Annotated in this window: 21 protein-coding genes; 16 read left to right on the forward strand and 5 right to left on the reverse strand. The window is 72.0% G+C overall.

All coding sequences use genetic code 11. The features are described from left to right. Positions 1 to 202: 202 nt before the first annotated feature. Positions 203 to 964, forward strand: a complete 762-nt coding sequence (locus AQJ91_RS36155; RefSeq protein WP_079085494.1) for a hypothetical protein — start codon at positions 203 to 205, stop codon at positions 962 to 964. 62 nt (positions 965 to 1026) lie between these two features. Here AQJ91_RS36155 and AQJ91_RS36160 read toward each other — a convergent pair whose 3' ends face one another. Then, on the reverse strand, positions 1027 to 2319 hold the full coding sequence (locus AQJ91_RS36160; RefSeq protein ID WP_067030209.1) for a DUF1015 domain-containing protein: 1293 nt from the start codon (positions 2317 to 2319) through the stop codon (positions 1027 to 1029). A gap of 73 nt (positions 2320 to 2392) precedes the next feature. On the opposite strand from AQJ91_RS36160, the gene AQJ91_RS36165 reads away from it, so the two are divergent. From AQJ91_RS36165 to AQJ91_RS36180, 4 genes are all read left to right on the forward strand, one after another. Continuing rightward, complete coding sequence (locus AQJ91_RS36165; RefSeq protein WP_067030212.1) at positions 2393 to 3457, forward strand: HAD hydrolase-like protein; 1065 nt, start codon at positions 2393 to 2395, stop codon at positions 3455 to 3457. A 141-nt stretch (positions 3458 to 3598) separates the two neighbouring features. Further along, positions 3599 to 4642: a FecCD family ABC transporter permease gene (locus AQJ91_RS36170; RefSeq protein WP_067030214.1), complete on the forward strand. Its 1044-nt coding sequence runs from the start codon at positions 3599 to 3601 to the stop codon at positions 4640 to 4642. Further along, positions 4639 to 5676 carry a FecCD family ABC transporter permease gene (locus AQJ91_RS36175; protein ID WP_067030217.1) on the forward strand — a complete coding sequence of 346 codons (1038 nt, stop codon included), beginning with the start codon at positions 4639 to 4641 and terminating at the stop codon, positions 5674 to 5676. Before AQJ91_RS36170 ends, AQJ91_RS36175 begins: the two co-directional genes overlap by 4 nt. Next, entirely contained in the window at positions 5673 to 6572 is a 900-nt protein-coding gene (locus AQJ91_RS36180; protein WP_067030220.1) for an ABC transporter ATP-binding protein, read from the forward strand. The genes AQJ91_RS36175 and AQJ91_RS36180 overlap by 4 nt, the downstream gene beginning before the upstream one ends. Here the strand turns inward: AQJ91_RS36180 and AQJ91_RS36185 are convergent. Then, positions 6556 to 6903 carry a sterol-binding protein gene (locus AQJ91_RS36185; RefSeq protein WP_067030223.1) on the reverse strand — a complete coding sequence of 116 codons (348 nt, stop codon included), beginning with the start codon at positions 6901 to 6903 and terminating at the stop codon, positions 6556 to 6558. The two genes, AQJ91_RS36180 and AQJ91_RS36185, sit on opposite strands and share 17 nt — an antisense overlap. 391 nt (positions 6904 to 7294) lie before the next feature. Here AQJ91_RS36185 and AQJ91_RS36190 point away from each other — a divergent pair, with 391 nt between their 5' ends. The 6 genes from AQJ91_RS36190 to AQJ91_RS36215 all read left to right on the forward strand — a co-directional run bounded on the left by AQJ91_RS36190 (position 7295) and on the right by AQJ91_RS36215 (position 13442). Then, positions 7295 to 7576, forward strand: coding sequence for a hypothetical protein (locus tag AQJ91_RS36190; RefSeq protein ID WP_067030226.1), 282 nt, complete (start codon positions 7295 to 7297; stop codon positions 7574 to 7576). 7 nt (positions 7577 to 7583) lie between these two features. Beyond that, entirely contained in the window at positions 7584 to 8399 is an 816-nt protein-coding gene (locus tag AQJ91_RS36195; protein ID WP_067030229.1) for a TlyA family RNA methyltransferase, read from the forward strand. Then, the gene (locus AQJ91_RS36200; protein WP_067030232.1) at positions 8396 to 9301 is read left to right on the forward strand and encodes an NAD kinase; all 906 of its coding nucleotides are present in this window, start codon (positions 8396 to 8398) and stop codon (positions 9299 to 9301) included. Before AQJ91_RS36195 ends, AQJ91_RS36200 begins: the two co-directional genes overlap by 4 nt. A gap of 173 nt (positions 9302 to 9474) precedes the next feature. Beyond that, positions 9475 to 11193: a DNA repair protein RecN gene (gene recN / locus AQJ91_RS36205; protein ID WP_067030236.1), complete on the forward strand. Its 1719-nt coding sequence runs from the start codon at positions 9475 to 9477 to the stop codon at positions 11191 to 11193. A gap of 114 nt (positions 11194 to 11307) precedes the next feature. Then, entirely contained in the window at positions 11308 to 12069 is a 762-nt protein-coding gene (locus AQJ91_RS36210; protein WP_407696976.1) for a hypothetical protein, read from the forward strand. A gap of 236 nt (positions 12070 to 12305) precedes the next feature. After that, the gene (locus AQJ91_RS36215; RefSeq protein WP_067030240.1) at positions 12306 to 13442 is read left to right on the forward strand and encodes a glycosyltransferase family 4 protein; all 1137 of its coding nucleotides are present in this window, start codon (positions 12306 to 12308) and stop codon (positions 13440 to 13442) included. Here the strand turns inward: AQJ91_RS36215 and AQJ91_RS36220 are convergent. Beyond that, positions 13439 to 15082 carry a PucR family transcriptional regulator gene (locus AQJ91_RS36220; protein WP_067030243.1) on the reverse strand — a complete coding sequence of 548 codons (1644 nt, stop codon included), beginning with the start codon at positions 15080 to 15082 and terminating at the stop codon, positions 13439 to 13441. The genes AQJ91_RS36215 and AQJ91_RS36220 overlap by 4 nt on opposite strands. 120 nt (positions 15083 to 15202) lie before the next feature. Between AQJ91_RS36220 and AQJ91_RS36225 the strand changes: the two genes are divergently transcribed. Further along, entirely contained in the window at positions 15203 to 16159 is a 957-nt protein-coding gene (locus AQJ91_RS36225) for an LLM class F420-dependent oxidoreductase (protein WP_067030246.1), read from the forward strand. Here AQJ91_RS36225 and AQJ91_RS36230 read toward each other — a convergent pair. After that, the gene (locus AQJ91_RS36230) at positions 16146 to 17528 is read right to left on the reverse strand and encodes an FAD-binding oxidoreductase (RefSeq protein ID WP_067030249.1); all 1383 of its coding nucleotides are present in this window, start codon (positions 17526 to 17528) and stop codon (positions 16146 to 16148) included. The genes AQJ91_RS36225 and AQJ91_RS36230 overlap by 14 nt on opposite strands. 70 nt (positions 17529 to 17598) lie before the next feature. After that, positions 17599 to 19401 carry a glycoside hydrolase family 15 protein gene (locus tag AQJ91_RS36235; RefSeq protein ID WP_067030252.1) on the reverse strand — a complete coding sequence of 601 codons (1803 nt, stop codon included), beginning with the start codon at positions 19399 to 19401 and terminating at the stop codon, positions 17599 to 17601. Positions 19402 to 19916: 515 nt separating this feature from the next. On the opposite strand from AQJ91_RS36235, the gene AQJ91_RS36240 reads away from it, so the two are divergent. The 4 genes from AQJ91_RS36240 to ald all read left to right on the forward strand — a co-directional run bounded on the left by AQJ91_RS36240 (position 19917) and on the right by ald (position 25849). Then, a complete protein-coding gene (locus AQJ91_RS36240; RefSeq protein ID WP_067030255.1) occupies positions 19917 to 21584 on the forward strand; it encodes a CTP synthase in 1668 nt (555 codons plus the stop codon). 130 nt (positions 21585 to 21714) lie between these two features. Further along, a complete protein-coding gene (locus AQJ91_RS36245) occupies positions 21715 to 22341 on the forward strand; it encodes an NUDIX domain-containing protein (RefSeq protein ID WP_067030258.1) in 627 nt (208 codons plus the stop codon). Positions 22342 to 22500: 159 nt separating this feature from the next. Further along, a complete protein-coding gene (locus AQJ91_RS36250; RefSeq protein WP_067030260.1) occupies positions 22501 to 24588 on the forward strand; it encodes a tetratricopeptide repeat protein in 2088 nt (695 codons plus the stop codon). Between the two features lie 136 nt (positions 24589 to 24724). Beyond that, positions 24725 to 25849 carry an alanine dehydrogenase gene (gene ald, locus AQJ91_RS36255; RefSeq protein WP_067030263.1) on the forward strand — a complete coding sequence of 375 codons (1125 nt, stop codon included), beginning with the start codon at positions 24725 to 24727 and terminating at the stop codon, positions 25847 to 25849. Positions 25850 to 26116: the final 267 nt, after the last annotated feature.

Genomic DNA, 26116 nt, shown 5'->3' on the forward strand with positions numbered 1-26116 from the left:
CAGCCGCGGTGGCGGCGGTGGATTCCGTGGCCGGGACGACCGTGGCGCCCGTGGGCCCCGGCGTGACGACCGCGGTGGACGTCCCGGCGGGTTCCGTGGCCGGGACGACCGGCGCGACGACCGCCGGGGTGACGATCGGCGCGGTGGCGGCGGTGGCCGGTTCCGTGAGGAGCGGGAGCGGGACCGGGAGCCGATCAAGCGGCTGCCGATCCCCGAGGACGTCACCGGCGACGAGATCGACAAGGACGTCAAGCAGGAGCTGCAGAGCCTCCCGAAGGGGCTCGCGGAGGACGTCGCCAGGAACCTGGTGATGGTCGCGCGGCTCATCGACGAGGACCCCGAGGGCGCGTACGGCTACTCCAAGGTGGCGCTGCGGCTGGCGTCGCGCGTCGCCGCCGTACGAGAGGCGGCCGGGTTTGCCGCGTATGCGAACCAGAAGTACTCCGAGGCGCTCGCCGAGTTCCGGGCCGCGCGGCGGATGACCGGGACCGTGGAGCTGTGGCCCGTCATGGCCGACTGCGAGCGTGGGCTCGGGCGGCCGGAGAAGGCGCTGGACATGGCCGGGGCGCCCGAGGTGAACAAGCTCGACAAGGCCGGGCAGGTCGAGATGCGGCTCGTCGCGGCCGGCGCCCGGCGTGACATGGACCAGTTGGACGCGGCCATTGTGACGCTGCAGAGCCCCGAGCTGGCGTCCAACGCCGTACAGCCGTGGACCGCGCGACTGCGGTACGCGTATGCCGACGCGCTGCTCGCCGCCGGGCGGGAGGGCGAGGCCCGGGAGTGGTTCGCGAAGGCCGTCGAGGCCGACAAGGACGGCAGCACCGACGCCTCGGACCGGCTCGCGGAGCTGGACGGTGTCGAGTTCGTCGACGCCCTGAACGAGGACGAGGACGAGGACGAAGCCGAGATCGAGGCCGACGAGGACGTACAGGGTGCCCCTGAAGAGGACGGCGACAAGGACTGACGTCTGTGAGTGAGAGGGCGGGATCCCGATGACGGGGTCCCGCCCTTTTGCGTGGGGAGGGCTCAGAGATCCAGTGTGCGCAGGACCAGGCCCGATGCCGGCTTCGGGCCGAACGACGTCGACTTGCGGGGCATCGTGACGCCCTGCCGGGCGAGGTCGCGTACGACCTCCTCGCGGACGGGGTGCATCAGGACGGCCGTACCGCCGTCGCGCTGTGCCTTGCGGACTGTGGCGGCGGTGTCGTGGATGTAGGCGATGCGGGCGGGGTCGTCCTCGGGGATGTGCCAGACGTGGTCGAGGAGGGTGGCGTGCAGGACCGTCGCGTCCAGGGTGCGCCAGGCCTCGGGACGGTCCGCGGGGATCGTGCGGGACAGGAGGGCCGGGTCGGGGCGGTCCACGAGGTGGAAGGCGCCGTCGCCGGCCAGGAGGAAGGCGTTGCCGGCGCGGGCCGCGTCGGCCAGGGCGTCCAGGGCCTGTGGCAACGGGACTTCCAGGTGGCGGACGTGGAACTGGCCGTCCAGGGCGGCCAGGGCGTCGGCCACCGGGAGGTCGTGCAGAAGGCGGTGGATGGCGCGGACGCGGAGGGGGTAGCGGGCGGTGTCGACCAGGAGGACCAGGCCGTAGTCCCAGGGGCTGGGGGAGGCGTGCTCCGCGCGGAGCCGGCGGTACGTCGCCCAGCGGTGGTGGCCGTCGGCGATCAACGCCTGGTGGCGGGCCAGGTCCGCCTGGATCTGCGCCATGTCGGCAGGGTCGGTGATCGACCACAGGCGGTGGCTGAAACCGTCCTCCGTGGTCGTGGCCAGCAGCGGTGCGCGGTTGGCCGTGCGTTCGAGGACGGCGGTCGTGTCCGCCGCCGAGCCGTTGCCACGGTAGGTCAGGAGCAGGGGCTCGAGGTTCGCGGAGGTGGCGCGCATCAGGGCCGCGCGGTCGGCGACGACGTGCGGCATGACGTCCTCGTGCGGCAGGACCACATGGTCGGCGGGGTCCGAGACGCGCAGGGCGCCTATGACGCCGCGCTGCAGCATGCCGTCGCCGTCGCGCTGTTCATAGACGTACAGGCCGGGCTCGGGGTCGGCCGTCAGGACGCCCTCGGACAGCCAGTGGCGCAGGGTCCGTGCCGCCTGTTCGTTGCGGGCGGCCGGGGTGCCGTCCTGAGGGAGGATCAGGCGGACGATGTTGTACGGGTCGGCGTCCTGGAGGTGATGCAGGCCGTCGGGGCGGACGACGACGTCGTACGGCGGGGATGTCACGGCGGCCAGGCTGCCGACCCGGTCGGGATCGTAGCGAAGGCCTCGGAACGGGGTGAGTTCCAGGCCTCGGCGCGCCGTTGCTTCCGAGTGACCTGCTGAGTTCATCCCGGCATCGTACGGGTGTCAGTGGCATGGGGGATGATCGGGGGAAAGCGAGCACACCGAGGAGCGATGCGGAATGAGCCAGGGCGTCAGGACGAGGCCCGAGGGCAGTGGGCAGGCACTGAGCGAGGCGTACGACACGGCGCTGCTCGACCTCGACGGGGTGGTGTATGCGGGCGGGAACGCGATCGTGCACGCGGTCGAGTCGCTCGCCACCGCGCGGGCGGGCGGGATGCGTCTGGCGTACGTCACCAACAACGCGCTGCGCACACCGGGCACCGTGGCCACGCATCTCACCGCGCTGGGGATACCGACGGGGGCGGACGACGTCATCACGTCGGCGCAGGCGGTGGCGCGGCTGATCGCCGAGCAGGTGCCGGCCGGGTCGCGGGTGCTGGTGATCGGTGGGGAGGGGCTGCGGGTCGCGCTGCGGGAGCGCGGGCTGGAGCCGGTCGAGTCGGCGGACGACGATCCGGCGGCCGTCGTGCAGGGGTACGGCGGGCCCGAGCTGCCCTGGGGACGGTTCGCGGAGGCGTGCTACGCCATCGCGCGCGGGGTGCCGTGGTTCGCGTCCAACACCGACCTGACGATTCCGAGCGCGCGCGGCATCGCGCCGGGCAACGGCGCGGCGGTGCAGGTCGTACGGACAGCGACCGGTGCCGAGCCGCAGGTGGCGGGGAAGCCGTTGCCTCCCATGCACCGGGAGACGGTCCTGCGCACCGGCGCCGAGCGGCCGTTGGTGGTCGGGGACCGGCTGGACACGGACATCGAGGGGGCGTTCAACGGCGACGTGGACTCGCTGCTGGTTCTGACCGGTGTGACCGACGGCGCGCAGCTGCTTGCGGCGCCGCCGCAGCACCGGCCGACGTATGTCGACGCCGATCTGCGCGGGATGCTCACCGGGCAGCCGGAGGTCGTGTCCGCGGGGGACGGGTTCCGGTGCGGTGGCTGGACGGCGGTCGCGGGTGGCATGGGGGTCCCCCCGCTCGAGCGAAGTCGAGAGTGGGGGAGGCTCGAACTCGACGGTGAGGGTGAGGCCTTGGACGGGCTGCGGGCGCTGTGCGCGGCGGCGTGGACGGCGGCCGGCGCGGGTGTGTGTGAGCTGGACGCGGGGAAGGCGCTGGCACGGCTGGGGTTGTGACCGCCGTAGGGCGAAGGCGTCGGGGCTACTTGGGGTGTGAGTCGGCGCACAGTTCCCGGGCGGGGCTGCGAACCTGGGGATCCGTGTGCGGTCGTACCCTGGGAATCGTGATCGCTTGAGAGGGTAGGCTAACCTAACTGCGTGTTGGTCGACAGTCCCCCCGAACTGCGCGAGGAAACCGCCGCCGCGCCCCCAAACCGCCGGACGATACGTGCCGTTGGGTTGCTCGTCTCTGTCCTGATCCTTGCGCTCGTCGCGCTGGCGAGCATCGCGATCGGGGCGAAGGAACTGTCCCTCGGGCAGATCTGGCACGGCTTGTTCGAGGACTCGGGGACGTACGGCGACGTCGTCGTCGCCGAGCGGGTGTCGCGGACCGTGCTGGGACTGCTCGCCGGCGCCGCGCTCGGACTCTCCGGAGCCGTGCTCCAGGCGCTCACCCGTAACCCGCTGGCCGACCCGGGACTGCTCGGCATCAACGCGGGCGCGTCCGCCGCGGTCGTCACCGCCATCACCTTCTTCGGCGTCACGAGCCTCAGCGGCTACGTCTGGTTCGCCTTCCTCGGGGCGGCCGCGGTCGGGACACTGGTCTGGTTCCTCGGCGGCAGCCGGGGGGCGACACCGGTGCGGCTCGCGCTCGCCGGTACGGCGATCAGCGCCGCGCTCTACGGCTATCTGCAGGCCGTGATGATCACGGACGATGCGGCGCTCGGCAAGATGCGCTTCTGGACGGTCGGTTCACTGGCCTCGGCGACCGACTCGACCATCACGCAGGTGCTGCCGTTCCTCGCGGTCGGCACCGCACTGGCGCTGTCCCTCGCCCGGCCGCTGAACGCCATGGAGATGGGCGACGACACCGCCAAGGCCCTCGGCGCCAACCTCAACCGCACCCGGGCGCTGGCCATGCTCGCCGCCACCGTGCTGTGCGGGGCCACGACCGCCGCCTGCGGGCCGATCGTGTTCGTCGGGCTGATGGTGCCGCACGTCGTCCGCTCCTTCACCGGGCCTGACCTGCGCTGGATCCTGCCGTACGCGGCCATCCTGTCGCCCGTGCTGCTGCTCGGCGCCGACGTCCTCGGCCGGCTCGTCGCCCGTCCCTCCGAGCTCCAGGTCGGCATCGTCACCGCGATCATCGGCGGCCCGGTGTTCATCTATCTCGTACGACGCCGGAGGCCGGCCCAGCTGTGAAGACCAACCGTGCTGTGCGGACCCCGGGCGGGCTCTCCGTCCGGCTGGACGTCCGGGCCCTCACCGTCGTCCTCCTGCTGCTGGCCGCCGCACTCGCCGCGAGCGTCGTGCTGATCGGCACCGGCGACTTCCCGATACCGGCGGGCGACGTGCTCAGGACGCTGGCGGGCGACGGCGACGCGGGGCAGGAGTTCATCGTCAACGAGCTGCGGCTGCCGCGGGTCCTGGTCGGGCTGCTGGTCGGCGCCTCGCTCGGACTCGGCGGCGCCCTGTTCCAGGCCGTCTCCCGCAACCCGCTGGGCAGCCCCGACATCCTCGGCCTGGGACAGGGGGCGACGGCCGGGGCGCTCGTGGTGATCGTGCTGTTCTCCGGAAGCGCCGAACTGGTCACCGTGGGCGCGCTCGTGGGCGGACTCGCGACCGGGATCGCCATCTATCTGCTGGCCTGGAAGCGGGGCGTGCACGGCTACCGGCTGGTGCTGGTCGGCATCGGCGTGTCCGCGATCGTCACGGCCGTCAACGGCTATCTGCTCACCATCTCCGACATCGTCGACGCGGCCCGCGCGGTCGTCTGGATGACCGGATCCCTCAGCGGCCGCGACTGGGACCAGGTCTGGCCACTGCTCATGCTGTGCGCCGTCCTCGTACCCCTCGTCCTCGCCAATGCGCGCGAGCTGCGGATGATGGAGATGGGCGACGAGGTCTCCCACGCCCTCGGGGTGCGCGTCGAGCGGGTACGCGCCCTCCTGATGATCGCCGCCGTGCTGCTCACCGCGACCGCCACGGCCGCCGCGGGACCGGTCAGCTTCGTGGCGCTCACCGCGCCGCAGCTCGCCCGCCGCCTGACCCGCTCGCCCGGCCCCAACCTGCTGCCGTCCCTGTGCATGGGCGCCGCCCTCCTGGTCACCGCCGACTGGGTCTCGCAGCGCGTCTTCGGCGCCGACCAGCTGCCCGTGGGCGTGGTCACGGGCGTGCTCGGCGGTGTCTATCTGCTCTGGCTGCTCGTCACCGAGCGCAAGGCGGGCCGGATATGAGCGCCGCCACCACGCCGGACATGAGCGGCTCAGCGAACAAGAACATCCGAAGGAGCACCGTGAACCGACTGTCCGCCGACAATGTCACCCTCGCCTACGACCAGCGGGTCATCGCCGAGCAGCTGTCGGTGGAGATTCCCGACAATTCCTTCACGGTGATCGTCGGCCCGAACGCGTGCGGCAAGTCCACGCTGCTGCGGGCGCTGTCGCGGATGCTCAAGCCGAGCGAGGGCCGGGTCCTGCTCGACGGGCAGGTCATCCAGTCGATGCCCGCGAAGAAGGTCGCCCGGACGCTGGGCCTGCTGCCGCAGTCGTCGATCGCGCCCGACGGGATCACCGTCGCCGACCTGGTGGGCCGCGGCCGCTACCCGCACCAGGGCATCCTGCGCCAGTGGTCGACCGAGGACGAGCGGGTCGTCCAGGAGTCCATGGCGCAGACCGGCGTCGCCGAGCTCGCCGACCGGTACGTCGACGAGCTGTCCGGCGGTCAGCGGCAGCGCGTGTGGATCGCCATGGCGCTGGCCCAGCAGACGCCGCTGCTGCTGCTCGACGAGCCGACCACCTACCTCGACATCCAGCACCAGATCGACGTCCTGGACCTGTGCGCCGAACTGCACGAGGAGCAGGGGCGCACCCTGGTCGCCGTCCTGCACGACCTCAACCACGCCGCCCGCTACGCCACGCACCTCATAGCCCTGCGCGGCGGCACGGTCATCGCCGAGGGCGCGCCGAACGACATCGTCACGGCCGAGCTGGTCGAGGAGGTGTTCGGGCTGCGCTGTCAGGTGATCGAGGACCCGGAGACGGGGACGCCGCTGGTGGTGCCGGCGGCGCGGAAGGCGCGTACGGAAGCGCGGACCGGCGCCGAGAAGGTGGCCGCTACAGAAGCTTCCTGAGGCGGAACAGGTCCTTCAGCCCCGCCTCCAGCTTCACCCGGCCCGAGCCCCACGCCTTCGCGAAGTTCAGCTCGCCGCCGACCAGCGCCACCAGGTCGTCGCCGGCCATGGTGAGTCTGATCTGGGCCTTCTCAGGGGGGAGGCCCTGAAGGGTGTCCTGGACGTCGATCAGGCCGCCCGTCATCCGGCCGACGAACGTGATGTCCAGGTCGGTGATGTGGCAGCTCACCGAGCGGTCCAGGGTCGCGGCGTCGCGGGCGTCCCCTTCGGCGTGCTGCATGTTGTCCGAGAGCTTCTCGAGTGCTGCGCGGCACTCCTCGATCGTGGCCATCGCGGTCGACGGTACCCCACAGGCCGCTATGCCTCGATCGTGTGATCGTCGGGCTCTCGGCTTGCGGTGCTGCATGAGGGGCGGGATATCTTGAATCCCGCGATCTGGGATGCCGAGTGTGGCGCCAGCGTGCGGGGCCCCTGCCTCACCATCGAGATGGTTCAGGGCCTCCCCGCCACCTCTGGCCACACCCACAGGCCAGATCGTGAGGGACTCTGCCCGCCCGGCTTGGACCACGGACGCGATCCGTGTCGCCGCCCGGGATGTGAAAGCGGACGACCTGGGGGTACCTCCCACGCCCTTGGCAGTGGGGGAGCGCTCAAGACCGTTCGGAGCGTGCCAGTGCGCGGGCTCACTCCTGCTCACTGCGAAGGAACGGTAGCGTCTGGGCATGAGCGACTCTGTTGTGGAGACCGATTCTCCCCAGGACTCGGCGGTGGTGGAGCCCGCACCAGGGCCCGCCACCGCCCCCCTGAACGTGCCCCGCACGCCGACCGGCGACGCAGAGGTCGACGCCCAGCTGGAGCGGCTGGGCGATGCCGACCACCTCGCCACGGACGGACACCTCGAGGTGTACGAGGATGTACACAGGGGGCTGCGCGACGCGCTCACCGCGCTCGACGCCCGCCCGGGACCTCCGGCGCCCCCATCGACGTATGGCAGTAGGAGCTGAACCGAACGTGGCAGGAGTCGCACGCCGCCGTCTCGACGCGGAGCTGGTCCGCCGGAAGCTCGCGCGCTCGCGCGAGCACGCCGGCCAGCTGATCGCCGCGGGGCGGGTCACCGTCGGCAAGACCGTCGCGACCAAGCCCGCCACGCAGGTGGAGACCGCGGCCGCGATCGTGGTCACCGACGACGACAGCGATCCCGACTACGTGTCCCGAGGCGGCCACAAGCTCGCCGGCGCGCTCGCGGCGTTCGTGCCGCGGGGGCTCGGCGTCGAGGGGCGGCGGGCGCTGGACGCCGGCGCGTCGACCGGGGGTTTCACCGACGTCCTGCTGCGGTCGGGGGCCGCGCACGTCGTCGCCGTCGACGTCGGATACGGACAACTCGCCTGGACTCTGCAGAGCGATGAACGCGTCACCGTCAAGGACCGTACGAACGTACGCGAGTTGACGCTCGAAGCGATCGATGGGGAGCCAGTGGATCTTGTCGTGGGGGATCTGTCCTTCATCCCGCTCGGACTGGTACTGCCCGCCCTGGTGCGGTGCGTGAAGCCGGACGCCGATCTGGTGATGATGGTCAAGCCGCAGTTCGAGGTGGGCAAGGAGCGGCTGGGGAGCGGCGGGGTCGTCCGCAGTCCCCAGCTGCGGGCCGAGGCTGTGTGCGGCGTGGCCGGGAAGGCGTGGGAACTCGGGCTCGGGGTGAAGGGCGTCACGGCCAGTCCGTTGCCCGGCCCCTCCGGGAATGTCGAGTACTTTCTGTGGCTGCGTGCCGGGGCACCCGCTCTGGACCCGGCCGACGTTGACCGTGCAGTGGCGGAGGGGCCGCGTTGACACAGAACCGAGCTCGTACTGTTTTCCTGCTCGCCCACACCGGGCGGCCCGCGGCCATTCGCAGCGCCGAGCTGGTGGTCAAGGGGCTGCTGCGGTCGGGGATCGGGGTGCGTGTCCTCGAGCACGAGGCCGCCGACCTGCCGCTTCCCGAGGAGGTGGAGCTCGTCAAGGAGGCGACTCCGCAGTGCCTCGACGGGTGTGAGCTGCTGATCGTTCTCGGGGGTGACGGGACGCTGCTGCGGGGCGCGGAGTTCGCGCGGGCGTCGGGGGTGCCGATGCTGGGCGTCAACCTCGGACGCGTGGGGTTCCTCGCCGAGGCCGAGCGGGACGATCTCGACAAGGTCGTCGACCGGGTGGTGACCAAGGCGTACGAGGTCGAGGAGCGGATGACCGTCGATGTCGTCGTGCACAGCAACGGGGACATCGTGCACACGGACTGGGCGCTGAACGAGGCGGCCGTGCAGAAGGCCGGCGCCGAGAAGCTGCTCGAGGTTGTGCTGGAGATTGACGGGCGGCCGGTTACGGGGTTCGGGTGCGACGGGATTGTGCTGTCGACGCCCACCGGGTCTACCGCGTATGCGTTCTCGGCGGGTGGGCCTGTGGTGTGGCCTGAGGTCGAGGCGTTGCTGATGGTGCCGATCTCGGCGCATGCGCTGTTCGCGAAGCCGTTGGTGACCTCGCCGGATTCCGTGCTTGCCGTGGAGGTTCTGCCGCACATTCCGCCGGGGGTGTTGTGGTGTGACGGGCGGCGGACCGTGGAGTTGCCGCCGGGGGCGCGTGTGGAGGTTCGGCGGGGGGCTGTGCCGGTGCGGCTTGCTCGGCTGCATCATGCTTCGTTCACCGATCGGCTTGTGGCGAAGTTCGCTTTGCCCGTTTCTGGCTGGCGGGGGGCGCCGCACTAGCGCTTCCAAAGGGGGTGCGATGTGAACAGCCCCGCGCCCTGGAGGCGCCCCCACTCGCCTGGGTGATATGTGAGGGCGTTGCGTATTCGTCACCTGCACCTTCACATCACGGGGCCGGGGGGCGTCGCACTTCTCCTCCCCGACCTCGTAAGGTCGTGTCCGTGTTGGAGGAGATGCGGATACGGTCGCTCGGAGTCATCGACGACGCGGTTGTCGAGCTGTCGCCCGGATTCACCGCCGTCACGGGTGAGACGGGTGCGGGCAAGACCATGGTGGTCACCAGCCTGGGGCTGTTGCTCGGTGGGCGGGCGGACCCGGCGCTCGTGCGGATCGGGGCGAAGAGCGCGGTCGTCGAGGGGCGGATCGCCGTGCCCGCGAACGCGTCCGCCGCGGTGCGTGCGGAGGAGGCCGGGGCCGAGCTCGACGACGGGGCGTTGCTGATCAGTCGTACCGTTTCCGCCGAGGGGCGGTCTCGGGCGCATCTGGGTGGGCGTTCCGTGCCTGTGGGGATGCTTGCCGAGCTCGCCGACGAGTTGGTGGCTGTGCACGGGCAGACCGATCAGCAGGGGCTGCTGAAGCTGTCCCGGCAGCGGCAGGCGCTCGACCGGTACGCGGGTGACACGGTGACCGGGCCGCTCGCCAAGTACACCGAGGCTTATCGGCGGCTGCGGGCCGTCTCCGTCGAGCTCGACGAGATCACCACGCGCGCGCGTGAGCGGGCCCAGGAAGCCGACATGCTGCGTTTCGGGCTGGACGAGATCGCCGGTGTGGAGCCGCGGGCCGGCGAGGACGTGGAGCTCGCCGAGGAGGCGGAGCGGCTGGGGCACGCCGAGGCGCTGGCGTCCGCCGCGACGGCCGCGCATGCCGCTCTCGCGGGCAATCCCGAGGATCCCGAGGGTGTGGACGCGACGACGCTCGTCGCGGGCGCGCAGCGGGCGTTGGACGCGGTGCGGTCGCACGATCCGGCGCTGGCCGCCCTTGCCGAGCGGATCGGTGAGATCGGGATCCTGCTGGGCGATGTCGCCGGGGAGCTGGCGGGGTACGCCGATGATCTCGACGCCGATCCGCTGCGGCTGGCGGCGGTCGAGGAGCGGCGGGCCGCGCTGAACGCGCTGACGCGGAAGTACGGCGAGAACGTCGACGCGGTGCTCGGGTGGGCCGAGGAGAGCGCCGCCCGGCTGACCGAACTCGACAGTGACGACGACCGGATCGGGGAGCTCACCGCCGAGCGGGACGCGCTGCGGGCCGAACTGGGCGGGCTGGCCCAGGCGCTGACGGATGCGCGGACGGACGCGGCGGAGCGGTTCGCGGCCGCCGTGACCGCGGAGCTGGCCTCGCTGGCCATGCCGCACGCGCGCGTGTCCTTCGCCATCCGGCAAACCGAGGATGCGGAGGGCGTCGAGGTCGGCGGGCGTACGGTCGCGTACGGGCCGTCCGGCGTCGACGAGGTCGAGCTGCTGCTGGCCCCGCATCCGGGGGCGCCGGCCCGGCCCATCGCCAAGGGGGCGTCCGGCGGTGAGCTGTCGCGCGTGATGCTGGCCGTGGAGGTCGTGTTCGCGGGGACCGATCCGGTGCCGACGTATCTCTTCGACGAGGTCGACGCCGGTGTCGGCGGCAAGGCCGCGGTGGAGATCGGGCGGCGGCTGGCCCGGCTTGCGAAGACCGCGCAGGTCGTGGTGGTGACGCACCTGCCGCAGGTGGCCGCGTTCGCCGACCGGCAGTTGCTGGTCGAGAAGACGAACGACGGGTCGGTCACCCGGTCCGGCGTCAAGGTCCTCGAAGGTGAGGAGCGGATCCGGGAGCTGTCCCGGATGCTGGCCGGGCAGGAGGACTCGGAGACCGCCCGGGCGCATGCGGAGGAGCTGTTGGCGACGGCTCGGGCGGACGCGTAGCGACGCGGCCGGCTCAGGGGCGGGCGCTGTCCTGGTGCCGGCCCCGCAGGCTCATTCGCTGCCGGGCCGTGTGGTAGGCCCACGCGTGGGTCGACACCTTCCTAGGATGGGCGCGTGATCGTTCACACAGGCAGGAGAGCGGCATTCGCCCTGGCCGCTGTCGGCACGCGTGCGGGAATGAGCCTCCTGCGGGGGACGACACCCGGCCGCGACCGCTGGGAGCGGAAGAACTACGCCGGGCGGACCGTGGAGTTGTACGCCGGGCCCGCCTCCGCCCTGGCGGCCGCCGTCGGGGCCGGGCGGGTGCGGCCCGCCGCCGGATTCGCCGTGGCCGTTGCCGGGGCCTGTGGGGCGTACGACGACGTCGTCGGGGTCGGGGACGCCCGGCGCGGGTTCCGCGCGCACCTCTCCGCCCTTCGGCACGGTGAAGTCACCAGCGGGGCCGTGAAGTTGCTCGGGATCTCCACGGCCGGGCTCGTCGCGGGCGCGTTCCTCAGGGAGCGGCCGCTGGACAAGGTGCTCGCGGGGGTCGTGATCGCCGGAGCCGCGCACTGCGTCAACCTCGTGGACGTACGGCCCGGCCGGGCCGCCGCGGTGGTACTCGCGCTCGGCGCGCCGGGGCTGCTGCGTGCCGGCCCCGGCGCCGGGCTCGCCGCCACCGCCATGGGCGCCGCCGCGGCCGTGCTGCCCGACGACCTCGGGGAACGGGCGATGATCGGGGACACGGGTGCACACGCGCTGGGCGCGGCCCTGGGAGCCGCCGTCGTCGCCGGGAACGGGCGGGCCGGGCTGGTCGCGCATGCCGCCGCCGTCGTTGCCGCCGCGGTGTACGGCGACAAGGTGAGTGAGGCGGCGCGTTCGCTGGGCGGGAGGTGAGTACGAGGGCGCGCGTGTGTTCGAGCGGAAGCCGGTCCTCCCTCACCCGTGTGGGTGACTGACCCTGCCGCGCGCGCCGCCCGCGCGCTCCCGGCGTTCCCGGAACACCCGTACGTCCTGGCATCCTTGGCGTAAGCACGTCGTACGCGTGGGGATCCCGGCGGTACACCCCCTTCGCCCGATCCTTCTGTACGTTCTTCGTGACCGCCCGACGCCGAACCAGGAGCCCCGGCCACGTGACCCCCGTGAGCAGCCACTCACCGCACGGCCAGTCGTCGCTGCGCACCGTGCAGGTGCTGGGCGGCGGCAACGCCGGCAGTAGCGCGCATGTGCGATCGCTGGCCTCGGGGCTGGTCGCGAGGGGCGTACGGGTCACCGTGTGCGCCCCCACCGAGGCCGATCACTTCTACGACTTCACCGGCGCCGGCGCCGAACACGTGCACGTGCCGCGCAGCAGCGACCCGGCCTCCGTGGCCGCGCTGCGGGCGGCGTGCGCGGACGCCGACCTGGTGCATGCGCACGGGCTGCACGCCTCGTTCCGGGCCGTGCTCGCCCTCAGCGGGCGGCGGACCCCGCTCATCGTCACCTGGCACGACCGGGCGCATGCCGAGGGCGCCCGCGCCCATCTGGTACGGCTGTTGGAGCGGCGGGTCGTCAAGGCCGCCTCCGTCGTGCTCGGCACCACCTCCGCCCTCGTCGACCGGGCGCGCCGGACCGGGGCGCGGGACGCGCGGCTCGCCGCCGTCGCCCTGCCCGGGCCGCGCCGGGCCGCCGAGTCCGAGGACCCGGACCGGCTGCGGCCCAAGGTCCGGGCCGAACTGGGCGCCACCGGACGCCCGTTGCTGATGGCCGTCGGATCGCTCGACGGGCAGCGCGGTTACGACGTCCTGCTGGACGCCTCGCGCGCGTGGCGGACGCTCGACCCCGTGCCGCTCGTCGTGATCGCGGGGGAGGGGCCGTTGCGGGCCGAGCTGCAGCGGCGGATCGAGGACGAGGGGCTGCCGGTCCGGCTCATCGGGCGGCGCGACGACGTCGGCGAACTGCTCGCCGCCGCCGACCTCGCCCTGCTGCCCAGCAGCTGGGAGTCCCGGTCCGTCCTCGCCCAGGAGGCCCTCCACGCGCGCGTGCCGCTCGTCGCCACCGCCGTCGGTGGCATCCCCGAGCTCGTCGGCGACGCGGCCGAACTCATCCCGTACGGCGACCCGGAGGCGCTCGCCGGCGCCGTCGTACGGCTCCTCGGCGATCCCGAGCGGCAGCGGCTGCTCAGGGAGCGGGGCGTGCGGCAGGCGGCCACCTGGCCGAGCGAGGACGAGACGGTCGCGCAGGTGCTGAGCGTCTACGACGAGTTGACCCAGCCCGGGCCCATGATCTAGGGCACGTGCCGGCGCGCCCGCAGCGCCAGGCTCAACGCCAGCACCGTCTGCGGGTCGTCGAGGTCCGTGCCGAGCAACTCCCCGATGCGGGCCAGCCGGTTGTACAGCGTCTGCCGGTTCAGGTGCAGCTCGCGGGCCGTCTCCGCCTTGCGTCCCGCGTGCGCCAGGTATGTCTCCAGGGTGGGCAGCAGCGGCGGCCTGGAACGGTTGTCGTGGTCCCGGAGCGGGCCGATCGCACGGTCCACGAAGGCCGCCAGGTCGGGATGGTCGCGCAGCCGCCACAGCAGCAGGTCGATGTCCAGACGCCGGGCGTCGTACCAGGGCCGGTCCGACAGGCCCTGCGCCGCGGTCGCCGTCTCGGCGGCGTGCCGCAGCCCCGCCGACGCCGCCGCCCAGCTGCCGGCCACCCCGACGACCACGACCGGCGGCAGCGCGCCCGGCCGCTGCATCCCGGCCCGCTCCACACCCGCCCGCAGCGCCGCCGCGACCCGGTCCGCCACCGCCGACCGCTCCGACTCCGAGCGCAGGCCCAGCAGCAGCGGGACCCGGCCCTCCACCGGCCGTACGCCCAGCAGCACCGGAACCCCCACCGACGCCAGCTCCTCCGCCACCGCCCGCGCCAGCACCGCCCAGCCACCGCCGGGAGACAGCGCGTCGCCCAGCCGCATCACCACCGGCAGCAACGGGCTGTCGCCCGGCTTGAATCCCAGCACGCGCGCCTGCGCGGGCGCGGCCTCGGCGGCGATACGGCCCTCGGCGAGGTCGGTCAGGAAGTCCCCGCGTCCCCGCGCCGCCAGCTCCTCCTCCTGCCGCGCCTGCATCAGCACCACGGCGAGGATGCCCGAGGCCCGCTCACCGGCGATCCGGTGCACGGGTGCCAGCGGAGCCCGCACCGGAAGGAGGACGAGACGCGCCCGCACGGACCCTGCCCCCGGCCCGCCGCCCGGCACGTCCACCAGCACCGACCCCGACGGCGGCGGCGTGTCCTTGTGCTGCCCCCGCAGCCCCTCCCACACCTGCAGCGGATCCGCGCCCTCCGGCCCCGCCCCGGCGGCGTACAGCAACTGCCCGTCCGTCGTCTCCAGGAACACCGGGTTGCCGCTGAAGTCGGCCAGGATGCTCAGCACCTGAGGTATCCCGCCGCCGCCCAGCAGGGCCTCGGTGCACCGCCGGTGCACCTCCTCCGCCCGTTGCAGCAGCGCGTAGTGACCGTTGACGATCTCGGTGTGGATCTCCTCCGTCACCGCCACGAACGGCACCTCGCGGTGCAGCTGGACGAGCGGGAGGCCGGCCGTGCGTGCCGTGTCGACGAGGGCGGCGGGCAGGCGGGTGAAGCGCGGGCCGAGTTCGATGACGAGGGCCGCGATGCCGCGCTCGGCCAGGGTACGCACGAACGCCCGCTGGTCGGCAGGCCGGGTGCCGAGGCCGTAGCCCGTGGTCAGCAGCAGCTCGCCGCCCTTCAGGAGGGAGGCGATGTTGGGCACCTCGCCCGCGTGCACCCAGCGCACCGTCCGCCCCAGCCGGTCGGCGCCCGCGAGGATCTCCGGGAGACCGCTGCGCAGACCGGGCAGTTCCAGTGCCCGCTGCACGGTGATCCCGGCGCCCTGGGTGTCGAATCCGCTGTCCATACCGCTGTCCATGAGCCGGACGCTACCCGCGCGCGTGCTCCGGCGGCATCTCCCGCTCCCGGGTGAGCGAGCGGCCGGGGAGGTGATCGCCGTGCGGGATTAGGGCTGTTCGGCACGGGTAAGCGCGCCGGCATGGACTTCACTGTGGTGGCCGTGGCACGGGAGGACGACAGTCCCATCGACGAGCCGTTGCGAGTGGCGGTGGCCGCCGACCGGCTCGGGTACCGCGAGGTGTGGGCGGGGGAGGGGCCGACCTGGGACTCCTTCGTCCTCGCCACGGCGATCGGGCGGGCCACCGAGCGGGTGGCGCTGACGGCCGGTCCGGTGGCGGTGTCCGTGCGGGACGCGTTCAGCATCGTCCGGGGCGCCGCGTCGACCGCCGCCGTCACCGGCCGCCCCGTCGGTGTGGCGCTCGGGACGTCCAGCAAGCGGGTCGTCGAGGGCGTGCACGGGCGGCCCCGGCTGCGTCCCGCGGCCGTGATGGAGGAGTCGGCGGCAGCACTGCGCACCCTCCTGCACGGCAAGCCCGGCGAGCCGGTCGTCCCCGGCAGCGTCTTCCCGCGCCGCCAGCAGCCGCCCGGCGGCCCCCTCACCGTGGCGGCCTTCGGAGACCGCGCGATCGCCACGGCCGCCGCGCACGCCGACCGTATGCTGCTCGACATCGTCTCCCCGGAGCAGGTCCGCACCCTGCGCGCCAAGCTGGAGGCGGCCGCCGAGCGGGTGGGCCGTACGCCGCCCACGCTGGCCTCCTGGCTGCCCGCCGCCGTCGATCCGGAGCCGGAGTCCCTCGCCCAGGTCCTGCGGAGCATCGCCGGGTATCTGACGGTGCCGGGGTACAGCGACATGTTCGAGGCGGCCGGCTTCGGTGAGGCGGTCGAGCTGGCGCGTACCGGCGCGGACCCGGACGTCCTGGTGCGGGCGCTGCCGCCCGAGGCCGCCGGCGTGGTCGGGCTGGTGGGCGACGTCGAAGCCGTACGCGCGCGTGTCGAGGACTACGCCGCGGCGGGCCTGGACGAGATCGCCCTGGTCCCGGCCACCGTCGGCGACCCCGGTGGGGAGCGGACGCTGACGGCGCTCAGGCCGGAATGATGTTGTGGTTGAAGCGGAACACGTTGTCGGGGTCGTACAGCCGCTTCAGCTCCGCCAGCCTGCGGGCGTTCTCGGCGCCCAGGCCGGCGATCACCCGCTCGGCGCCCTCGTCGCCGATGAAGTTGAGGTAGACGTCGCCGGTGCTCCACGGCCGGACGTGGTTGCGGACGTCCCGCACCCAGCCGATGGCGCGTTCGTCGTCCGTCGGGTCCTCCCAGGCCGCGAAGGGATGCACCACCCACGGTGCGTCCCGGTACGGCACGGGGTACTCGCGCGGCCCGTCGGCTATCGCGCCGCCCTGCGGCAGCAGCACGTGCTGGGTGTTGGTCGGCACGGGCATGGAGTCCGCCAGGCCGCAGAAGACGTCCACGAAGTCGTCGGTGGCCTCCGCCATGTACTCCGCCGACCAGTAGTTCCGCATCCCGGGCGGATCGTCGATCATGCACTGGACTTCGGCGTACGGCATCGCCCCGACGATCTCCGCCTCGTGCGGCAGCGCCAGCAGCGGCTCGGCGAGCTTGCGCAGGTCCTCCTCGCCGCCGGCGTACGTCAGCAGCACCCCGCACAGCAGCGTGCCGACGAGCTGCGGCGGTACGAACTCCTCGGGCGGGCCGGTGATGTACAGGACACCGCCGCCCGCCTCGTCCGGGCCGACCGCGATGATGTCGCGGAAGGTGCGGACGAGCTCGGGGCCGACCTCCGGGAGGTACAGCGCGAACGCGATGGAGAACTCGGGCAGCTCGTGCAGCTTCAGGGTGAGCGCGGTGGCGATGCCGAAGTTCCCGCCGCCGCCGTGCAGGCCCCAGAACAGCTCGGGGTTCTCGTCGGCGTTCGCGTGGATCCGGCCGCCGTCGGCGGTGACCAGCTCCACGCCCAGCAGATTGTCGACGGCGAGCCCGCAGCGCCGGTCCAGCCAGCCGCTGCCACCGCCGAGGACAAAACCGCCGACACCGGTGGTGGACGCCCGCCCGCCGGTGGTCGCCAGACCGTATGGCTGGCACGCCCAGTCCAGGTGGCTCATCGTGGCGCCGCCCCCGACCCGTACCGCCTCCGCACCGGGATGGACGGTCACGTCGTGCATACGGCGCAGATCGACGACGAGCCCGCCGTCGTTCAGCGCCATGCCCGCCACGCTGTGCCCGCCGCCCCGCACCGCGATGTGCAGATCCAGCTCCCGGCCGAAGCGGACCGCCCGTACGACGTCGTCCTCGTCGGTGCACTGCGCGATGACAGCGGGCCGACGGTCGATCATGCCGTTGTGGACGGTCCGGGCCTCGTCGTACCCCGGATCACCAGGGGCGAACACGTCGCCGGTGAGATCCTCGCGCAGCGCGGCGAGGGCCGCGCCCGCCTTCGAGAGGGAAGCCATGGCCGCCCCCTTTCCGGAAAGGGGCAATCGCTTGCTCCAAGCCTAGGCGGGCACGCTGCGGCCGTCCTGTTCAGCCGCCGTAGGCCCCGGAAGCCGTCAGCCGCAGTGCCGTGTCGATGAGCGGAACGTGGCTGAAGGCCTGCGGGAAGTTGCCGACCTGGCGCTGCAGACGCGGGTCCCACTCCTCGGCCAGCAGACCGAGGTCGTTGCGCAGCGACAGCAGCTTCTCGAACAGCTTGCGGGCCTCGTCCACGCGGCCGATCATCGCCAGGTCGTCCGCCATCCAGAACGAACAGGCGAGGAAGGCGCCCTCGTCGCCGGGGAGGCCGTCGACGCCCTCCTTCTCGCCGTCGGTCGGGTAGCGCAGGATGAAACCGTCCGTCGTGGACAGCTCGCGCTGGATCGCCTCGATCGTGCCGATCACACGCTTGTCGTCCGGCGGCAGGAAGCCCATCTGCGGGATCAGCAGCAGGGAGGCGTCCAGCTCCTTCGAGCCGTAGGACTGCGTGAAGGTGTTGCGCTCCTTGTCGTAGCCCTTCTCGCACACGTCCCGGTGGATGTCGTCGCGCAGCTCGCGCCACCGCTCCAGCGGGCCGTCGGCGTCGCCGGACTCGATGAGCTTGATGGTGCGGTCGACGGCGACCCAGGCCATCACCTTGGAGTGCACGAAGTGCCGGCGCGGGCCGCGCACCTCCCAGATGCCCTCGTCCGGCTCGTCCCAGTGCTGCTCCAGGTAGCGGATCAGCTTGAGCTGGAGCAGCGAGGCGTAGTCGTTGCGGGACAAACCCGTCATGTGGGCCAGGTGCAGGGCCTCGGTGACCTCGCCGTACACGTCCAGCTGGAGCTGGTGCGCGGCGCCGTTGCCGACCCGGACCGGCGCGGAGTTCTCGTAGCCGGGCAGCCAGTCCAGCTCGGCCTCGCCCAGCTCGCGCTCGCCGGCGATGCCGTACATGATCTGCAGGTTCTCGGGGTCGCCCGCGACGGCCCGCAGCAGCCACTCGCGCCAGGCGCGGGCCTCCTCGCGGTAGCCGGTGCGCAGCAGCGAGGACAGCGTGATCGCCGCGTCGCGCAGCCAGGTGTAGCGGTAGTCCCAGTTGCGGACGCCGCCGATCTCCTCCGGCAGGGAGGTGGTGGGCGCCGCGACGATGCCGCCCGTGGGGGCGTACGTCAGGGCCTTCAGCGTGATCAGGGAGCGGATCACGGCCTCGCGGTACGGGCCGTGGTACGTGCAGTGCTCGACCCACTCGCGCCAGAAGTCCTCCGTCGCCTCCAGCGACTGCTCCGGCTCCGGCAGCGGCGGCGCCTCCTTGTGCGAGGGCTGCCACGAGATGGTGAACGCGATCCGGTCACCCGGGGCGACCGTGAAGTCCGAGTACGTCGTCAGCGACTTGCCGTAGGTCTCGCAGTCGGTGTCGAACCACACCGAGTCGGGGCCAGCGACGGCCACCGTGCGCCCCTCGTGCTTGTGCACCCACGGCACGACACGGCCGTACGAGAACCGCATCCGCAGGGCCGAACGCATGGGCACCCGGCCCGACACGCCCTCCACGATCCGGATCAGCTGCGGCGCGCCGTCACGCGGCGGCATGAAATCGGTCACCCTGACCGTGCCGCGCGGGGTGTCCCACTCGGACTCCAGGATCAGCGAGTCGCCGCGGTAGCTGCGCCGGGCCGCCGTCGGGGGCTCCGCGTCGGAGGCGTGCGCGGGGCCGAGCCGCCAGAAGCCGTGCTCCTCGGTACCCAGCAGACCGGCGAAGATGGCGTGCGAGTCGAAGCGGGGCAGGCAGAGCCAGTCCACCGTGCCGTCCCGGCAGACCAGCGCGGCGGTCTGCATGTCTCCGATGAGTGCGTAGTCTTCGATGCGCCCGGCCACGTGCAACTCCAGTCGAACGGCCACGTCACCCCGCAAGGGGGCTGTCGCTAGTGCGGTCAAGGGGTGTTTGTAATGCGTCGTTGAGCGGTGAAGCAAAGCAGTCGCCCGGCTGTGGTGCAAAGCGACGATTGTTGCTCAACGAACTGACGAGCTCTTGTTGTTCCGGTGGTAACGGTCGGGGGTGTGCCGTATGGCCGGCCGCGCTCGGCAGCGAATGTCCGAGCAGGATACGACGCACGTAGATGATCTGGGTGCCGCTCCGGACAACGCGGGTGGGGCGAACGGGTGAGTAACGAGTGAGAAAAGGGTGTGCCCGTGCGGGGTCCGTGTCCGCGTGTGCGCGGAGCGTGGCCGGAAGCCATCTCCTTCGGTCGCTGATACCCTGGTAGCCCGTGGACCGGTGGGAGAAAAACCCCCGAACCGCAGCGACGGCTCCTCCAGTAAAAACCCGGAATCTCCGGGCCGGACAGCCGCACCGCACCCCAAACCGAGACCACGGGAGCCCCCTCTTGGCCATGCCGCCCGCTGCTTTTCGCAACAGCACAGCCACGACGACCAAGCACATCTTCGTCACCGGGGGTGTCGCCTCCTCGCTCGGCAAGGGCCTGACGGCCTCCAGCCTCGGCATGCTGCTCAAGGCGCGGGGCCTGCGCGTCGTGATGCAGAAGCTCGACCCGTACCTGAACGTCGACCCGGGCACGATGAACCCCTTCCAGCACGGTGAGGTGTTCGTCACCAACGACGGTGCAGAGACCGACCTGGACATCGGACACTACGAGCGCTTCCTCGACCGTGACCTGGACGGCTCCGCCAATGTCACTACAGGACAGATCTACTCGACGGTGATCGCCAAGGAGCGGCGCGGCGAGTACCTGGGCGACACCGTCCAGGTCATCCCGCACATCACCAACGAGATCAAGCACCGCATCCGCCGGATGGCGACCGACGAGGTCGACGTCGTCATCACCGAGGTCGGCGGCACGGTCGGCGACATCGAGTCGCTGCCGTTCCTGGAGACGGTCCGCCAGGTCCGTCACGAGGTCGGCCGGGACAACGTCTTCGTCGTCCACATCTCGCTCCTGCCCTACATCGGTCCCTCGGGAGAGCTGAAGACGAAGCCGACCCAGCACTCGGTTGCGGCCCTCAGGAACATCGGTATCCAGCCGGACGCGATCGTGCTGCGCTGCGACCGCGAGGTGCCGACCGCGATCAAGCGCAAGATCTCGCTGATGTGCGACGTCGACGAGGCCGCCGTGGTCGCCTGCCCCGACGCCCGCTCGATCTACGACATCCCCAAGACCGTGCACGGCGAGGGCCTGGACGCCTATGTGGTCCGCAAGCTGGACCTGCCGTTCCGCGACGTGGACTGGACGACCTGGGACGACCTGCTCGACCGCGTCCACAACCCCGACCACGAGATCACCCTCGCCCTGGTCGGCAAGTACATCGACCTGCCCGACGCCTACCTCTCGGTCACCGAGGCGCTGCGCGCGGGCGGTTTCGCCAACAAGGCCCGCGTGAAGATCAAGTGGGTCACCTCCGACGACTGCAAGACCCCGGCCGGCGCGAAGGCCCAGCTCGCCGACGTGGACGGCATCTGCATCCCGGGTGGCTTCGGCGACCGCGGCGTGCTCGGCAAGGTCGGCGCGATCAAGTACGCCCGCGAGAACAAGATCCCGCTGCTGGGCCTGTGCCTCGGACTGCAGTGCATCGTGATCGAGGCGGCGCGCAACCTCGCCGACATCTCCGACGCCAACTCCACCGAGTTCGACCCGGCCACCTCGCACCCGGTCATCTCCACCATGGCCGAGCAGCTCGACATCGTCGCCGGCGAGGGCGACATGGGTGGCACGATGCGCCTGGGCATGTACCCGGCCAAGCTGGCCGAGGGTTCCATCGTCCGTGAGGTGTACGACGGCAAGGAGTACGTCGAGGAGCGGCACCGGCACCGCTACGAGGTGAACAACGCCTACCGCGCGGAGCTGGAGAAGAAGGCCGGAATCCTCTTCTCGGGCACCTCCCCGGACGGCAAGCTCGTCGAGTACGTCGAGTACGCGCGCGACGTCCACCCCTACCTGGTCGCCACGCAGGCGCACCCGGAGCTGCGGTCGCGTCCGACGCGGCCGCACCCCCTGTTCGCGGGCCTGGTGAAGGCCTCGGTCGAGCGCAAGACGGGCAAGTAACACGAGGGTTGTACGGTGGCCGGGGTGCGTGCGTTCACTACGCGCGCACCCCGGCTTTCTTTGTACGCGCGGCCGGGATCTCTCGTGCCCGCGTGGCCGGTTTTCTCTTGTACGGCTGGAAGGACAGGGCATGACGATCAAGGACACCCCGGAGGAGTGGGAGATCCGGGCGACGGAGACCCCCTTCGTGGGCAACAAGACCTCCGTCCGCACGGACGACGTGGTCATGCCCGACGGCCATGTGGCCCGCCGCGACTACCAGGTCCACCCCGGCTCGGTCGCCGTCCTCGCCCTCGACGACGCGGGCCGTGTCCTGGTCCTCCGCCAGTACCGCCACCCCGTCCGCCACAAGCTGTGGGAGATCCCGGCCGGCCTCCTCGACGTGCCCGGCGAGAACCCGCTGCACGCAGCCCAGCGCGAGCTGTACGAGGAGGCTCACGTCAAGGCCGAGGACTGGCGCGTCCTGACCGACGTCTACACCACGCCCGGCGGCTGCGACGAGGCCGTACGGATCTTCCTCGCCCGTGATCTGTCCGAGGCCGACGGCGAGCGCTTCGAGGTCGAGCACGAGGAGGCCGACATGGAGCTGGCGCGGGTGACCCTGGCCGAACTCGTACGCGGGGTCCTCGCGGGCGGGTTGCACAACAACTGCCTCGTCGTGGGCGTCCTTTCGCTCGTCGCCGCGCAGAACGGGGACGGGCTCGACGCACTGCGTCCGGCGGAGGCGCCGTGGCCGGCGCGGCCCTTCGAGGCATGAACCCTCACCTGCCCCGTGGTGTGACCATCGGCTGATCCGATCGGGGGACGTGGCCGCCGCGCTCCGCCCGGAACGTAGCAGAGCGTGAACTAGGCTCTGGAAACGCCCGAACCGGAGTCCCGGCGGGCTTGCGCGTGCGGTGGGACGGGAGTGTGGCCCGTGACGGATCAGGCGGTGGACACAGGCGGCGTGCAGCTGTCGTCACTGGCTTCGAACGAAAGCCGATTCCTCGGCCGCACACGGGAGTTGAAGGAGCTCAGGGCCGACATCGCGCGGGCCGGCCTGGACACCCTGGCCGGCCGCAAGGCGCCACGCGCGCGCGTGCTGCTCATCGCGGGGCGCCCCGGCTCGGGCCGTACCGCACTCGCCGAGGAGCTCGTACGGCAGGTCGCGGACGGCTATCCCGACGGTGTGCTCCGCGCCCGCCTCGGCGAGCCCGACGGCACCCCCGTCCCCGTCGACCGCGCCGCCCGCGAACTGCTCGCAGCCCTCGGCCTGCCGACCCCGGCCGGCGCCGCCGAGGACGACCTCACGGCGGCTCTCCGGGACGCCCTCGCCGAGCGCCGGATGCTGCTCCTGCTCGACGACGCGGCTGACGCCGAGCAGGTCGACGCCCTGCTGCCGGACACCCCGGAATGCCTGGTCGTCGCCGTCTCCGACGGCCCGCTGACCGGGATCTCGGACGTCCGCCCGTGTACCCTCGGCGGCCTCGACACCAAGTCGGCGGTGGAACTGCTGTCCCGGCACACCGGATCGGTCCGCATCACCGTCGACCCACGCGCCGCCGAGGGCCTCGTCGAGGAGTGCCGGGCCCATCCGGCCGCGCTGACGCTGGCCGGCGGCTGGCTCGCCGCCCGCCCCAAGGCCGCCGTCGCCGACCTCGCCAAGCATCTGCACGCCGAGGTCGACGAGGACACCGCGGGGAGTCCGCTGACCCGCATGTTCCGGCTCGCCTACGGCTCCCTGCCCGGCGCCGCCGCCCGGATACTGCGACTGCTCTCCCTCGCCCCGGCCGGCCTGGTCGACCCGCACACCGCCTCCGCGCTCGCCGGCTGCTCGGTCAGCGGCGCCCACACCACCCTGGACGACTTCGTCGCCCTCGGCCTGCTGCACGCTGTCGACTCGCCGCTGCCGCAGTACGAGGTCCCGGCCTGTCTGTACCCCCTCCTGAAGGCCCTCGCCGAGACCCAGGACCGCCCGGCCGAGCTCCAGCTCGCCCGCGCCCGGATGCTGGAGCGGACGGTACGGCTGCTGCAGTCCTGTCGCGCGATCACCGAGACCGACAACCCCCTGGCCCGCGAGAAGCTCCTCGGCATGCCGCGCTCCCTGCGCTTCCCCAGCCCCCGCGCGGCCGCTGACTGGCTGACCGTCCGCAAACCCGCCCTGCTCGCCTCCGCTCGCCTCGCGGTCGCCGACGGGGAGCTCGACACCCTCGCCCGGCGGCTGATGTCGCAGCTGGTCAGGGCCATGGTCGTGCACTACGGCATGCAGGCGGCCGCGCCCGACCTCTACGGCATCCACCGCCTCGTCCTCGACGTGGCCGAGCGCCGGAACCTGCCCCGCGAGCAGGCCGCCGCCCTGCTGAACCTCGGCGACCTGGACGCCCGGACCGGACGGACCCAGGAGGCGATGGTGCGCTACCGGGCCGCACTGGACGCCGGACGGGAGGCGAACGACCCGTATGCGACCAGCCGCGCGATGGAATCCGTAGGCGGTGCCCATCTGGAGCTCGGGGACTACGACCGGGCCGCCGACTGGTTCGGCCGCGCCCTTGCCCAGCGCCTGGCCCGGGACGAGCGCGCGGACGCCGCCCGGCTGTACGGCCGTATCGCCGCCGCCCACACCTGCGCGGGCCGCTACGGCGAGGCACAGCGCGGCTGGCGCGCCGCGGTCGCCGGGCACCGCAAGAACGGTGATGTCGCCGCCCACGCACGGGCGTTGAGCCAGCTGGCGCGGGTCCAGGAGTACGCGGGACGGTCCGAGGAGTCGCTGCGCACCTGCCAGGAGGCGGTGGAGTGGGCGCGCCGCGCCGAGGACGTAAGGCTGCAGGCCGCGCTGCAGCTGCGGCTCGCCGACACGCTGGAGCGCCTCGGCGATCCCACGGCGGCCGCGCTGCACCGGAAAGCCGCCGATCGGCTGCTGAGGGGCGGGCTCTCGGAGGAGGCGCCGGAGCCGGAACAAGGCACTTTCGAGCCGGAACACGGTCCTAACGCCTGCGAAATCCGTAGTACATCCGCCGAAGATTGATGCAATGAAAGGCTAGACAGCGGGTACGCCTTCATTAAACTGGCTCTGCCGCACCTTCTCCTGCGGTGTCTCCCGGTGTGCCCATGCATGCCTGGGTATGTCATGTAATGCCCCCACATTCTCTGAGCCAAGGACCGTGATCGACGTGAAGGTCGGCATCCCCCGCGAGGTCAAGAACAACGAGTTCCGGGTGGCCATCACCCCCGCCGGTGTGCACGAGTTGGTGCGCCACGGTCACCAGGTCGTCATCGAGCAGGGCGCCGGTGTCGGCTCGTCGATCCCGGACGGCGAGTACGTCGCCGCCGGTGCGCAGATCCTGGAGACCGCCGACGAGGTGTGGGTCACTGCGGACCTGCTGCTGAAGGTCAAGGAGCCCATCGCCGAGGAGTACCACCGCCTCCGCAAGGACCAGACGCTCTTCACCTACCTGCACCTGGCCGCCTCCAAGGAGTGCACGGACGCGCTCATCGAGTCCGGCACCACCGCGATCGCATACGAGACCGTCGAGCTGCCCTCCCGCGCGCTCCCGCTGCTCGCCCCGATGTCGGAGGTCGCGGGCCGCCTCGCCCCGCAGGTCGGCGCCTACCACCTGATGCGCGCCAACGGCGGCCGCGGTGTGCTGCCCGGCGGTGTCCCGGGTGTGCTGGCCGGCCGGGCCGTCGTCATCGGCGGCGGTGTCTCCGGCTGGAACGCCGCGCAGATCGCCATCGGCATGGGCTTCCACGTGACCCTGCTCGACCGCGACATCAACAAGCTCAAGGAGGCCGACAAGATCTTCGGTACGAAGATCCAGACGGTCGTCTCCAACGCCTTCGAGCTCGAGAAGGCCTGCCTCGACGCCGACCTCGTCATCGGCGCCGTCCTGATCCCGGGCGCCAAGGCCCCGAAGCTCGTCACCAACGAGCTCGTGTCGCGGATGAAGCCGGGAAGTGTCCTTGTCGACATCGCGATCGACCAGGGCGGCTGCTTCGAGGACTCGCGTCCCACTACCCACGCCGAGCCGACCTTCAAGGTCCACGAGTCGGTCTTCTACTGCGTCGCCAACATGCCCGGCGCGGTGCCCAACACCTCCACCTACGCGCTGACCAACGCCACGCTGCCGTACATCGTCGAGCTCGCCGACCGCGGCTGGGCCGAGGCGCTGCGCCGTGACCCCGCGCTCGCCAGGGGCCTCAACACCCATGACGGCAAGGTGGTTTACCGGGAGGTCGCCGAGGCGCACGGGCTGGAGCACATGGAGCTCGACTCGCTGCTCGGCTGAGCCGCCGCGCCAAGTCACCGTTCGGTAAAAGGCGATACGTCAACACAGGTCGTCAACCGTCCGCACCCGGCCGGACCTTGCCCGACAAGGTCCGGCCGGATGTGTGTATGGTCACTTTGCGGCTCTCGGTCAACTCGCCTCGAACGTAACCCTTGGGCCGATTCGTACACCGGTGAAACCCACCGTGCGACGGCCGTACGCCCTTGACAGAGGGATGTTTCATTGCCGACACATCCTGCCGGGTCCGGCGGATTGTGTTGCTGCGGA

The organism is Streptomyces dysideae, from assembly GCF_001514305.1.
GTDB lineage: Bacteria > Actinomycetota > Actinomycetes > Streptomycetales > Streptomycetaceae > Streptomyces > Streptomyces dysideae.